Genomic DNA, 13,130 nt, shown 5'->3' on the forward strand with positions numbered 1-13,130 from the left:
AGTCTCTCTCCTTTATATTTGCCATGGCCAAGGACCTTTGCTCCATTCCCACGGAGCATTTGAGTAACTATTCCCAAATTGCTGAAGAGGGCCATATTTCTTTTCTATTTTTTGTTGTTGCAAGCGTCTTTTGTAAGACAAATCATTAAATTGTTCAATCGCTGCAACATCATCTGGATGTGTATCTAAATACAATGTTAGTTCAACGAGAGCAAAATCCAGTGCTTGCAGTTCTTCAAGCCACTCATAATATTCTTTTGGTAATGATTCAGCCACGATTATGCTCACCGCCCTTTTTTATATGGATTTTCGTAATAATCATAAAAAACAGGCCATAAAGTCCCTTTTTTTAAAGCTTCTTGCGGAGAAAACTGTGGTAAATTGGGCGGCTGAAATCCTAAATATAGATTAGGAGGAGTAGAGTAATATTTCTTTCCAATAGGAGGGCAAGGATCTTGAGGGCTATGATATGGAACATAAGATTTCATATATTTGTTCATGATAGAACCTCCTTTTATAAAACTAAAAAACTCATCATTACATAATGTATTCGGACATAATCCCCTTTTATGACACATATAGAAAAAAGGAAGGAGTACAGGAGGGAGAGAGTGGTGGAGCAAATGATGAATTCTGTTTTATTAGAAGTAAGAAATTTAAAAGATACATTATATTTTTATGAAGGAATTTTAGGGTTAAAGCCTAGTTCAGACAGACCACAATTAGATATTACGGGTGTATGGTATGATGTTGGCCCAACGAGAATTTGTATTATGACGAGTAAAAATCGAACGCATAGAACAAATGAAGAACGGATTACGTCTGAAGAGATACGGATTGCCATTTCTGATATAGAAAAGGTGAAGAAAAAGCTAGCTTTTTATCAAATATCGTTTTCTGAAAAACATAATCCGAATGGAATGGTCATTATCGTTCATGATCCTGATCAACATGAACTATACATTGAATCAAAAATAAGTTAGCTTTCATGTGAACATTTTTTCGCTAATGGTGTGTGAAATATAGTGTGGGAGGGGAATGAAATATGGATCGAACTTATGAAGAAAGCGCATTATTTGAACATAAATTTTGGCTAAGAGTGCTTGGAGATCATGCTCAATTTCTTTTAGATGCGCTAGCTCCAAAAGAAAAAGGTGACATTGATAAGGCGAAGTATTTTGTTTCGAAGTTTGAAAAGTATTTGAGTGAAATTCATACTGTAAATTTAGTTGCATTTGCAAAAGAGGCGAAGCAAGCAGCTGAGGAAATGAGAACATTTAAGTTAAGTATTATACAGAAGCAGTTGGAAGGAAAAATCACAATTCATTTTACTCCTACTTTTATTAATCATATGGTAAATGAAGTCGAAGAATATATAACGGTATTAGAATATTTAATAAAAGGTGAGGTGCCGCCTATTTTTCATGAATTGCATTATCACCTTGTTTGGTTAACAGATGCGGCTGGTCATGCGGGATCAATTGCAGGGGAACTTGATTTGGTGGAGAAACGTTTGAAAGAAAAGAGCGAGGAATATGCGAAGCATTTTGAACAATTTTATTTAAAAGCTGTTGAAATGACGGGGTATTTACGTACAGAACTGCATCATTTTCCAGCTTTGAAAAAATTTACGAAAGATGTTTCGTTAGAGCTCAATCTTTTCTCGCATTTTCTTCATGAGCTAGAAGAATTAGAATTATCCGAGCAAATACTCAGCTCACTATCCGCAAGAATGGCAGATCATATGGCAAGAGAAGAATGTTATTATTTATTGAAATTAGCCCAATCATCTGGTTTAGAGATGCCAAAATGTAATCCGCTTTAAGAATACTTAGAAAAGCCACTTCATCGCGTGGCTTTTATTTATGTTTTTATCATTTAAGGGAATGCTAAGCAGGCATAAAAGGAGAGGTTGTATTAAATATTTGAAGATATTTTTATAACATTTTCTATATAAAGGGGAGGAACTCTCGTCTTATTATTTTTTAGACCTTTGTCGTATTTGATAAAGGTTTTTTTATACAAAAAAGGAGGTCGTATCGATGAAAAAAATGATGAACAGATTTCGATTTATCTTTCATTTTCGCCGTTTTGGTCCATTTCTATATGAATTTTTCACTTCAAAAGACGTTGCTCTTTCCAAGAAAGTATTAACCGTCGGTCTTCTAATTGGATATACAGTCTTTCCATTTGATATCATCCCGGATTTTTTACTTGTATTTGGTATATTGGATGACATTGCTGTTGTGGCTTTTATTTTACAGTTTATTGTAAAAATGGCACCGCCACATTTACAAGATAAATACAATATGAAGAAAGGGTAGAAGGTGGTTTGGATTGTTTGTTACTCAAACCTACATATGATGGACGTTTTCTTATGTTTTGAAAATAGATGAATCATACAGGCAAATGGATGAAGAGGGCATACATATATAGAGAATATAGTAAGAGAGAGGAGATAGAGAAACTATGGCTTGTGATTGCTCTGTAACTGCTTTAACTTGTTGTCCAGATGAAAGTAGCAATTTTGTACAAGATAAAGTCTGTAATCCTTGGTCTAGTGCGGAAGCTAGCACGTTTACGGTCTATGGAAATAATATTAACCAAAATATCGTAGGGACTGGTTATTTAACATATGACGTTGGACCTGGAGTGAGTCCTGCAAATGCGATTACGGTGAACGTATTGGATTCAGGTGGAGGAATTATTCAAACGTTTACAGTGACAGAAGGAATGAGCATTGCTTTTACGTTCCGTCGCTTTGATGTGATTCAAATTGTAACACCAGCTACGCCAGTAGGCACGTATCAAGGAGAGTTTTGTATTACAACGCGCTATGTCATGTCATAGAGGGGGGATTTAAAATGGAAAATTATAGTGCAAATCTTTCGTGTTGTGCAAATTCGCAAAAAAATATTGTACAAGATAAAGTGTGTATAAATTGGACTGCATCCGCGGCAGCTGCGATTATTTATGCTGATAATATTGCGCAAGATATTTATGCATCAGGGTATTTGAAAGTAGATACAGGAACAGGTCCTGTTACGCTCGTTTTCTATAGTGGTGGTATAGGCGGAACGGCTGTAGAAACGATTACGGTGGCTACTGGAAGCGGTGCATCCTTTACGGTTAGACGTTTTGATACTGTGACAATTTTGGGAACAGCAGCAGCGGAAACCGGCGAATTTTGTATGACAATCCGATATACTTTCGTTTAGTGAAATATAGAAAACGTCGTGTGAACAAAGAAGATGTTCGCACGATTTTTTTGTAAAATATGGACGCACTTACATGCAATCATTTTTGAATTTACAGTATGTAATTTGGCAACAATAGCGGCCTTCTATATAGACAGAAGGATCATTTCTTATATCGATAATGGAAACAGATTGTAATCCTGAACCGGTATATGAAACCGTATTACCTGGCAAGGCGGTTAACGTATTTGTCGTATCACCTACAATTTGTACAGTAATCGCGGTTGTACTATTTCGATTATTGTATACAGAAATACTCCCTGATAATGACGACAATCCATCTCCTTTCCAGAGTTCGAAAGTGGGATCCGATTGTTTCAATTGATTTGTTTCAGGAAGAAACGTGTCATTTGTAATGAGGAAATTCCCCGCAAATTCATTTGTAATAAATTCAGCGTTTGATATAGGAGGGGCGGGAGGACATGGGACTTCACATATAATAGATAAAGGAGCAAAACAGCCTATTTTTTTATGTTTTTGCATCGATATTCCCTCCTTATATGATTTGTTCTTACTACTATTAAATGTTGGACTATAGTTGTCTTATTAATAAAGATTCATCAATTCCTCGTCTTCTTTTTCAAAAAGAAGACGAGGAATTGTAACTTCACATAGAAATGACACTCTATTTACAGTATTGTAATATCCTTCACAAACAGTTCGATTTAGATTAATATGCTTTCGTTACAATAATCCTTGTATTGTATAAAGCAAACGAGGAGGAGTTAGGGTGAGTAGGAAAATTGCATTGAAGCTAAGAAGTTTAATCAGCGTATTAGCAGTATTTGTATTTGCACTTATATCATTTCCATGGAATCCTTCGATTCAAGCAGAGGAGAAGAGGGAAGCGAAAAAAACAGAGGAGAAAAAGCTTGTATTTCCAGTTGTAAGTGATGTGCATATCAAAAATAGTGGTACAGATGATATATTTCGCTGGAAGCGAGCGATTGAGCAGTTGAATACGCTTGCGCCGAAGCAAGATGCATTTGTTATTGTGGGAGACTTTACAGATACAGGTTCAGTGGGGCAATATGATCGTTTTATGCAAGTGTATAATCAATATGCCAATAAAGAGGCAGTGAGAATGAATTCTTTAGGAAATCATGATTATTGGAACGGATTATCAGCAGAGAAAGCGCAAAAACGTTTCTTAGAAAAAACAGGTATGGAATCTATCTATTATCACAAGGTAGTAAAGGGATATCATTTCCTTGTCCTGTCTCCAGAAGATAAAGCGACACATGGATCTTATACTGATAAACAAATAAATTGGTTCAAAGAAGAAATGGTGAAAGCGAAAAATGATGATCCAGAAAAGCCAATCTTTGTGTTTTTACATCAACATATTAAAGATACAGTGTACGGAAGCAAAGAATGGGGCACGAAGGATAGTGCGAAAATAAATGATGTACTAAAAGAGTACCCACAAGCAATTACGTTTTCTGGTCATTCGCATTATCCTTTAGATGATCCGAGATCGATTCATCAAAAAGAATTTACTTCTGTTGGTACAGCCTCTATTAGTTATATGGAAGTAGAAGGTGGGAAAGTACAAGGGAATATTCCGCCGGGGGCTCGGGAACTTAGTCAAGGGTTATTAGTAGAAGTAGACGATCAAGAAGTAACGATTCATCGCCGGGATTTTCATACAAATTCTTGGACGGGTGAGCCTTGGAAAATTCCACTACCAGCAAAAAAAGACACTTTTAAATATGTAGAAAATCGTGACCAGGACAAGCCATTTTTTGAACAAGATGCAACATTATTGGTGTCAAATATAACAGAGAATTCAGCGACTGTGACATTCCCGCAAGCTACAGATCATTTGCTTGTTCATTCTTATCGCCTACAAGCAAGGGAGAAAGAGACGGGTAAAATAAAAAATAAGTTACTAGCATTTTCAGAATTTTACCGTGATCCAGTACCGAAAGAATTAACATTTACATTGGCGGGATTAGACGGTGGGAAAACATATAATGTAGAGGTAGTCGCGATCGATTCATTTGGTAATGAAAGTGAACGACCTTTGTCAGCAGAAATAACAACGAAAACAGAAGTCATCGATCCGAATGTACAAGTACCAAAAGCGGATGTATTTGACGTGAATTTGTTAGATGGTACGTTTCAAGATCAGTCACCATTTGGTGTGAAGGGTGATGTAAAAGGGAATGTACCAATTGTGTATGACGCTGCGCTTAAGAAACATGTGATGAAATTAAGCGGAGAAGCGAATACGTTCGGTTATATTCCATTTTCGGCACCGCAAAAAGAAAAAGTAACAAAGGCATTTACTTTAGAAGCGGTATTTTCTATGAATGAAATTCGCGGCCAAGGTATTTTGCAAAATACAGAGAGCGGCGGAATTGGTTTTGAATCTACAAAAGATGGGTATGTGGAATTGTGGGCTCATATTGGCGGTAATTACAAACGTGTTGGCGTTCAATTAGAAGCAAATCAAACCTATCATATAGCCGGAACGTATAACGGTAACGAGGTAGCGATTTATGTTGATGGTAAAAAGGTAAATAGTAAACCAGCAACTGGTAACGTGTCTCATCCGAATGTACCATTTGCGATTGGAGCAGATCCAAGTAGTAATGGTAATGGCGGAATTTCATTACATGGACAAGTTGCTCTTGCAAAATTATATAGTAAAGCATTACATGCTTCAGAAGTAGCAGCAGCTTATCGTGAATTTGCAAATCGTACGAAAATGGAGCAATTAAATGATTTATACGAAGAGATTGGAAAAGGAAAAGAAACATTGGCAGGTTCCTATGAATTTGGTGATAAAGAAGGGCAATACTCTAAGGCTGCTTTTATCGAATTAGAGAACCGTTATAAGGAAGCCAAGAACGTTTTCGAGCATATGGCGGTTACAGAAGAAAAAGTAACGCAAGCTTATCAAGGCTTAAAGACGGCCCATCAAAAGTTTATACAATCAAAAATAACGGTACAAATGCCAGAAACAGCAAAGGATCAGTTAAAAGTAACAATCGACTTGGCAAAAGCTCTTTTAGAAGAAGGACAAGGACAGCAAACGCAAGGAACTATTAAAGCGTTAGAGAAAAAAATTACTGTGGCAGAAGCTGTGTGGAAAGATCAATATGTAAAAGAGAACCGAGTAAATAATATGCAGCGCACATTGGAACATGCGATGAATCTTGTGAAAAAGCAAGCGCATAAGTAAAACGGAGAAGAAGCCTCGTGATGATGGGCTTCTTTTTTGCTATACTAAAAGTAGAAGAAGCTTGAATAAGGGAGCGAAAGACTTTGGAAGAGAAAAAACTAAAAAGAATTTTTGAATATGTATGGATCGCTGTTGTGCTCCTTGTTGGATATTATTTTTTGAAAGATAAAAGCATATGGATTCTCTTTTTCATGACATTTTTATTAGCTGGGTTAGGAACGTTATTTATTAACTTTTTCTTTGATAGTGTAGCGGTATGGAAAAAGAAGAAAGACAAAAAATAATCGAATAGAAAGGATAGGAAATATCGCTCGCTGTATGCCATAGTGAGCGATATTATTATAGTTTGGAATATTTCGTCAAACAAAAAATGTAACAAATAAAATGGCATCAATAAGCAGAGACTACCGTTAGGAATAGACGTATTCTATGAAGTAGGAGAAGATGCTATGCTGTTTTACTTTGAACTCGTTGTTATTTTACTTTGTACAAAACTAGCTGGTGACATTAGTGTGAGACTTGGTCAACCATCTGTATTAGGAAAATTAATTATTGGTATTATTATTGGCCCGGCCGTTTTAGGGATTATTGATAGTTCAGAACTCATTGATGAACTAAGCGAAATTGGTGTGTTACTCCTTATGTTTATGGCAGGGTTAGAAACAGACTTAGAAGAACTAAATCGTAATTTAAAATCATCATTTGCAGTTGCAATCGGCGGCATTATTTTTCCTTTTCTCGGTGGCTATTTAGCGGGAATTGCGTTTGGAATGATGCAGTCGCATGCCATTTTCTTAGGATTATTACTTTGTGCAACTTCCGTCAGTATTTCTGTTCAAACATTGCGGGATTTAGGGAAAATGAATACGAGGGAGAGCACAACCATTCTCGGAGCTGCCGTCTTTGACGATGTCATTGTTGTCATTTTATTAGCCTTTGTTATGAGTTTTTTAGGGACACAAGATGTAAACATTACGCTTATAATTGCTAAAAAAGTCATCTTTTTTATTAGTATTATTGGAATTGGATGGAAAGTCGTTCCGTGGATTATGCGTATGTTAGTGCCGCTTCGTGTATCAGAAGCATTAATTAGTGCAGCACTTATTATTTGTTTTTCATTTGCTTATTATAGTGAACAAATGGGGATTGCCGGGATTATCGGAGCTTTTGCAGCCGGAATTGCCATATCGCAAACAACATATAAGCATGAAGTAGAACATAAAATTGAACCGATTGCCTATGCTATTTTTGTACCAGTCTTTTTTGTTAGTATCGGAATGGAAATTACATTTCAAGGGATTGGAAGCCAAATTTGGTTTATCATTTTGATGACGATCATTGCAATCTTGACAAAGTTAGTTGGATCAGGACTAGGAGCAAGATTAACAGGATTTCATTTAAAATCCTCGATTAGTATTGGAGCTGGTATGGTGTCACGCGGAGAAGTAGCACTTATTATCGCGGCAAATGGATTAACCGCAAATTTATTAGCAAAAGAGAACTTTACCGCAATCGTCATTGTTGTTATATTAACGACGATTATTACACCGCCATTGTTAAAGAAATATTTTGTCTAAAAGGAAGGGCCTGTGCTACTGGACGGGCTCTTTTTTTACATTTTTAGTAGCGGTGATTTGACGAATTTGTTGGTTGGTCGATATACGATATATTTGAAAAAAGGCTCATATATGGTGAGTAGGATGGAATGAAAGTGGTGATTAAGCTACAATAAAAATAAGAGGAAGGAATGGAGGATGACCAGTGAAGGCATCAACACTATTATTTAAAATTGAAAATGATATGGATCAATTCTCCCCCGCTGAAAAAAAGGTCGCTCAGTATATTATGGAACATGCTGAAATTGTTCCAAATTTAACGACGAAAGAAGTGTCTCATAATGCGGGAGCTAGTGAAGCAAGTGTCGTGCGCTTTTGTAAAACGATTGGCATTGGCAGCTTTAAAGCATTTAAATTAGCGCTTGTTCGTGAATTAACGATTGCCGATTATAATATTAATGATTTTTCCGTGCTAAATACAGCAGATGGTCCGTTTGATTTGTTTAATAAAGTGACATATGTGAATAAGGCTGCCATTGAGGCAAGTGTGACAGCAATTGATAAAAAAGAGTTAGAAAAAGCAGCAGATGCTATTTTAAAGGCGGGAACGATATTATTTTACGGAGTTGGTGGATCCGCTGCACCAGCAATGGATGGAGCATATAAATTTACAAGACTTGGGTTTACAGCGATGATGCTTTCTGATTTCCACATGATGCTTCCGCTTATTACGAATTTAAAGACAGGCGATGTCTTTGTTGCTATTTCAACATCGGGACGCACAAAAGATGTATTAGAAATGGCGCAATATGCGAAAAAACAAGGAGTAACTGTTATTGCGATTACGAAACTTGACCAATTATCGCCGTTATATAAAGAAGCTGATATACATCTTTGCATCCCAGATGTAGAGCAAGATTACCGCATTGCAAGTATTGCGTCGCGAATGACACAATTAAATATCATTGATGCATTATATGTCATTACATTTAATCGGATGGGCGATCAAGTGTTGGATCGCTTTATGGAAACGAGAGCGGAAGCAGTTCGGTTAAGAAAGTTAAAGTGAAACTTTACATACAGTACTTGCTGGCCTCTTTATGAGCAGCAAAATTCCCCTCGCGAAATCTTACATAATTGTCATCTTTACGTAAGGTTTTTAAATAGTTTTATGATTGTTCTTATGAAATAATAAGGACATAAGAAATCATTCTATTTTTTGAGGTGAAAGAAATGAACGGAAATCATATATTAGCTTCTTTAAGTTACTTTAGTATCTTTTTTGCACCATTTCTTCTTCCAATCATTATTTATTTTGTTGCAGAAGAAGAAGTGAAATATCATGCAAAGAAAGCTTTATGGACACATTTTATACCGTATGCAGTTGTATTCATAGGCTTTGTAATGTCCGGTGCATTTGGACTAAGTTCAGCAAATGATGGTGCAGTTGGTATTGCTGTTATCGCTACATTTGTAATTGCGGGGATCGTAAGTATTTACTATTTCATTTGGAATATTGTAAAAGGGATTCAAGTATTGAAAGAAATTTAAATGAACGAAGAGCCTGTTCTTTTGGATGGGCTCTTTTTTTATATGAGAAAGACACAATTTCGTCATGAATAAAAATGAAATATCATAAAATGAATGGGGAGTGTTGATTTTGAATTTCTTAGTTATATAATAAAAGTGTGAAATAAAATTTCAAAGAAGGTGAAAGAATGTTAGAGCGTTTATCGACAGAGCATCGGAATGAAAACACGATGAATTTAGATGAAATGAGTATAAAAGAGATTTTAGAGGCGATGAATCAAGAAGATCGTAAAGTCGCAATAGCAGTACACAATGAGATTGAACAAATTGAAAAAATCGTTCGAAATGTAATTTCATCTTTTCAAAATGGTGGACGCTTAATTTATATCGGTGCTGGAACAAGTGGCAGATTAGGTATTTTAGATGCTGTTGAGTGTCCTCCTACATTTGGTACAGACGAGAGACAAGTACAAGGATTTATAGCCGGAGGAATGAAAGCGTTTACTAAGGCGGTAGAAGGTGCAGAGGATCGCGAAGAATTGGCGATGGAAGATTTAAAAGGGATTCAGTTAAATGATAAAGATACAGTGATTGGAATTGCGGCGAGTGGTCGCACACCATATGTCATTGGTGGATTAAAATATGCAAATTATGTTGGGGCAAAGACAGCGAGTATTTCTTGTAATAAAGGGGCTGAAATGAGTAAGTTAGCACAAGTGAGTGTAGAAGTAGAAACGGGTGCTGAAGTGCTAACTGGATCGACACGGTTAAAAGCGGGAACGGCTCAAAAGTTAGTGCTCAATATGATTTCAACGGCTTCGATGATTGGTATAGGAAAGGTATATAAAAACTTAATGGTCGATGTTCAATCAACCAATCAAAAATTAGTGGAACGTTCTAAACGAATTATTATGGAAGCAACAGAGGTAGATTACAAGGATGCAGAGGCATATTACGAAAAGGCAAATCGGAATGTGAAAGCAGCAATCGTTATGATATTACTACAGTGTGAATATGGGGAAGCACTTGAAAAATTAAAAGATGCAAAAGGATTTGTGAAGAAGACGCTATAGAAATGGGGAGGGGGAGATTCTACCATGAAGAAAGAACAGCGAATGGCAAATGAAATTACAGAGCAACTTGGGGGAATACAAAATATACGCAGCATTGCACATTGTATGACGAGATTACGTCTTACACTTCGTGACGAAAGTAAAGTGAATATGGATCAATTGAAAAAAGTTGACGGTGTAATGGGCGTTATTGAAGATGAAACATTGCAAGTTGTCGTTGGACCGGGAACTGTCAATAAAGTAGCGGCTGAAATGGAAGTGTTAACAGGGCTACGAATAGGAGAAGTGGCCCATGATAACAATCTTGAAGACATTGGGCAAGAAATGAAATCGGCCATTAAGAAGAAAAATAATACACCAGTGAAAAACTTTTTGCGAAAAATAGGAAGTATTTTTATTCCGTTAATTCCTGGCCTTGTTGCTTCAGGTATTATAAATGGGGTTGCGAATTTCGCTAAAAATGCAGGGGCAGATCCAAATGCGACGTGGCTGCAAATTCTACTTTTAATTGGCGGCGGTATCTTTACATTTTTAGGGATTTTGGTGGGCTGGAATACAGCGAAAGAATTTGGTGGTACACCAGTTCTCGGCGCCATCGCGGGTATTTTAATTTTCAACCCGGCTATGGCAAATGTGAAAATATTTGGTGAAGCGTTAGTACCGGGGCGCGGTGGTTTATTTGCCGTAATCTTTGCAGCATGGCTCATGGTTATTGTAGAAAGACAAGTTCGAAAAGCGGTTCCAAATGCTATTGATATTATAGTGACGCCGCTCGTTACAGTATTAGTTGTTAGTTTAGTAACGATGCTAGCTATTCAGCCAGTTGCGGGACTATTATCCGATGGAATTACAAGTGGAATAAATGCGATTTTAAATATTGGAGGAGCTCTTGCAGGTGCGGTGCTTGCAGGAACATTCTTACCGCTCGTTATGGTCGGATTACATCACGGACTTACACCGATTCACATGGAATTTATTAATCAAACACATGTAACGCCATTATTACCAGTTTTGGCAATGGCAGGAGCTGGGCAAGTAGGGGCAGCGCTTGCAATCTATGTGAAAACAAAAAATAAACGCCTTCGCAATGTCATTAAAGGGGGATTGCCAGTTGGATTTTTAGGGATTGGTGAACCGTTATTATACGGGGTGACATTACCGCTTGGGAAACCATTTATTACAGCTTGTTTAGGAGCGGCTGTTGGCGGTGCTTTTCAAGCAGTTATGAAAACGGCTTCACTTGGAATCGGCGTATCAGGGGTATCGTTAATTCCGCTCATTGCCGATAATAAATATTTACTCTATTTTCTTGGCTTAGTAATCGCTTACGTTTTCGGTTTTATTTTTACGTATTTCTTCGGATTTAAAGAAGAAATGGCAGAAAATATATAGAGAAAGGGATTCCTTTCTCTTTTTCTATTAATAGAAAGGAAGATTTATATGCTAGGAGTTTCAATTTATCTTTCAAAAGAGCGAGTGGAGAAACAAGAAGAGTGGCTAAAAGTAGCGAAGGAAAATGGATTTTCATCTATTTTCACATCTCTTCATATACCAGAAGATGATCCTAATACGTATAAAGAACTCATACAAATACTTGGAAGACAGGCGCAAAAATATGAAATGGAATTAATGGTAGATGTATCTTCAAAATCATTACACCATTTAGGCACTTCATATGAAAATGTAGAAGAGCTACTAGGCTGGGGAATTACAGGTTTACGTATGGATTATGGGATAGAACCAAAGCAAATTGCTCATATATCCCGTAAGATGAAAGTTGCATTAAATGCAAGTACAATCACACCATCTTTTTGGCAAGAACTTTGTAAGGAGAATATAAGAGTCGATTCTGTAGAAGCGTGGCACAACTTTTACCCGCGTCCGGAAACGGGATTAGCAAAATCGTTTTTACAAAAGCGAAATCACGATTTACATCAATATGGTATGAAAACGATGGCTTTTATTCCTGGTGATGGTGAAAAACGGGGCCCGTTATATGAAGGGCTGCCAACGTTGGAAAAACACCGATATATGCGGCCGCTTGAGGCATATTTAGAATGTGTACAAGAATGTGGTGTAGATAAAGTGTTAATCGGGGATATAAGTGGGAGTTTGCAAAGTTTACAAGACATTGTATGTGCAGAAAAAGGCGTGATTCCCATTCGTTATACACCTTGTATAAATGAGAAGAAGATAGTAGAGAGGATAGAAAGAGTGCATACGAATCGGTTTGATCCAGCACGTGATGTCATTCGTTCTGTAGAATCAAGAGAAGAAAATCCAGCTATATTACGAGCAGATAATACAGTGGAACGAAAGCGCGGAAGTATTACAATTGATAACGAATTATATGGCCGATATGCAGGCGAATTACAAATCACTCTTCACGATTTACCAGAAGATGAAAAAGTGAATGTTGCCGGAAAGATAGTGAAGGAGGATATTCCGCTATTATCTTACGTGAAGGCAGGGCAAAAATGGAAACTGATAAGAGCGAAAAAAACGCCGTAATATCACGGCGTTT

The 13,130-nt window shown here is 36.9% G+C and carries 16 protein-coding genes; 13 read left to right on the top strand and 3 right to left on the bottom strand.

All coding sequences use genetic code 11. From position 1 onward, the window contains the following. Window positions 1–12: 12 nt before the first annotated feature. Both MR058_RS00375 and MR058_RS00380 read right to left on the bottom strand, forming a co-directional pair. Entirely contained in the window at window positions 13–276 is a 264-nt protein-coding gene (locus tag MR058_RS00375) for a spore coat protein CotJB (RefSeq protein ID WP_140388392.1), read from the bottom strand. A gap of 8 nt (window positions 277–284) precedes the next feature. Then, on the bottom strand, window positions 285–500 hold the full coding sequence (locus MR058_RS00380; RefSeq protein WP_242141834.1) for a spore coat associated protein CotJA: 216 nt from the start codon (window positions 498–500) through the stop codon (window positions 285–287). A gap of 123 nt (window positions 501–623) precedes the next feature. Here MR058_RS00380 and MR058_RS00385 point away from each other — a divergent pair, with 123 nt between their 5' ends. From MR058_RS00385 to MR058_RS00405, 5 genes are all read left to right on the top strand, one after another. Continuing rightward, window positions 624–983: a VOC family protein gene (locus MR058_RS00385; protein WP_242142804.1), complete on the top strand. Its 360-nt coding sequence runs from the start codon at window positions 624–626 to the stop codon at window positions 981–983. 62 nt (window positions 984–1,045) lie between these two features. Beyond that, entirely contained in the window at window positions 1,046–1,825 is a 780-nt protein-coding gene (locus tag MR058_RS00390) for a DUF2935 domain-containing protein (protein WP_242141836.1), read from the top strand. A 217-nt stretch (window positions 1,826–2,042) separates the two neighbouring features. Beyond that, window positions 2,043–2,324: a YkvA family protein gene (locus MR058_RS00395; RefSeq protein WP_242141838.1), complete on the top strand. Its 282-nt coding sequence runs from the start codon at window positions 2,043–2,045 to the stop codon at window positions 2,322–2,324. A gap of 145 nt (window positions 2,325–2,469) precedes the next feature. After that, the gene (locus tag MR058_RS00400; protein ID WP_242141840.1) at window positions 2,470–2,850 is read left to right on the top strand and encodes a DUF3992 domain-containing protein; all 381 of its coding nucleotides are present in this window, start codon (window positions 2,470–2,472) and stop codon (window positions 2,848–2,850) included. A 14-nt stretch (window positions 2,851–2,864) separates the two neighbouring features. Further along, entirely contained in the window at window positions 2,865–3,218 is a 354-nt protein-coding gene (locus MR058_RS00405; protein ID WP_242141842.1) for a DUF3992 domain-containing protein, read from the top strand. A gap of 69 nt (window positions 3,219–3,287) precedes the next feature. Here MR058_RS00405 and MR058_RS00410 read toward each other — a convergent pair whose 3' ends face one another. Further along, on the bottom strand, window positions 3,288–3,740 hold the full coding sequence (locus tag MR058_RS00410; protein ID WP_242141844.1) for an S-Ena type endospore appendage: 453 nt from the start codon (window positions 3,738–3,740) through the stop codon (window positions 3,288–3,290). A gap of 247 nt (window positions 3,741–3,987) precedes the next feature. Between MR058_RS00410 and MR058_RS00415 the strand changes: the two genes are divergently transcribed. From MR058_RS00415 to MR058_RS00450, 8 genes are all read left to right on the top strand, one after another. Next, entirely contained in the window at window positions 3,988–6,447 is a 2,460-nt protein-coding gene (locus tag MR058_RS00415) for a LamG-like jellyroll fold domain-containing protein (protein WP_242141846.1), read from the top strand. A gap of 83 nt (window positions 6,448–6,530) precedes the next feature. Next, window positions 6,531–6,731, top strand: a complete 201-nt coding sequence (locus MR058_RS00420; RefSeq protein WP_242141847.1) for a hypothetical protein — start codon at window positions 6,531–6,533, stop codon at window positions 6,729–6,731. A gap of 165 nt (window positions 6,732–6,896) precedes the next feature. Further along, complete coding sequence (locus tag MR058_RS00425; protein ID WP_242141849.1) at window positions 6,897–8,024, top strand: cation:proton antiporter; 1,128 nt, start codon at window positions 6,897–6,899, stop codon at window positions 8,022–8,024. Window positions 8,025–8,208: 184 nt separating this feature from the next. Next, window positions 8,209–9,072, top strand: a complete 864-nt coding sequence (locus MR058_RS00430) for a MurR/RpiR family transcriptional regulator (RefSeq protein ID WP_242141851.1) — start codon at window positions 8,209–8,211, stop codon at window positions 9,070–9,072. A 164-nt stretch (window positions 9,073–9,236) separates the two neighbouring features. Then, entirely contained in the window at window positions 9,237–9,554 is a 318-nt protein-coding gene (locus MR058_RS00435; protein ID WP_242141853.1) for a magnetosome magnetite crystal formation protein family, read from the top strand. 167 nt (window positions 9,555–9,721) lie between these two features. Further along, window positions 9,722–10,606 (top strand): N-acetylmuramic acid 6-phosphate etherase, encoded by an 885-nt coding sequence (murQ, locus tag MR058_RS00440; protein ID WP_242141855.1) that lies wholly within the window; start codon window positions 9,722–9,724, stop codon window positions 10,604–10,606. 24 nt (window positions 10,607–10,630) lie between these two features. Further along, window positions 10,631–11,998, top strand: a complete 1,368-nt coding sequence (locus MR058_RS00445; protein WP_242141857.1) for a PTS transporter subunit EIIC — start codon at window positions 10,631–10,633, stop codon at window positions 11,996–11,998. Between the two features lie 48 nt (window positions 11,999–12,046). Further along, window positions 12,047–13,117 carry a DUF871 domain-containing protein gene (locus MR058_RS00450; protein ID WP_242141859.1) on the top strand — a complete coding sequence of 357 codons (1,071 nt, stop codon included), beginning with the start codon at window positions 12,047–12,049 and terminating at the stop codon, window positions 13,115–13,117. Window positions 13,118–13,130: the final 13 nt, after the last annotated feature.

It is taken from the genome of Bacillus cereus group sp. BfR-BA-01430 (genome assembly GCF_022663115.1).
Classification (GTDB): domain Bacteria; phylum Bacillota; class Bacilli; order Bacillales; family Bacillaceae_G; genus Bacillus_A; species Bacillus_A cereus_BD.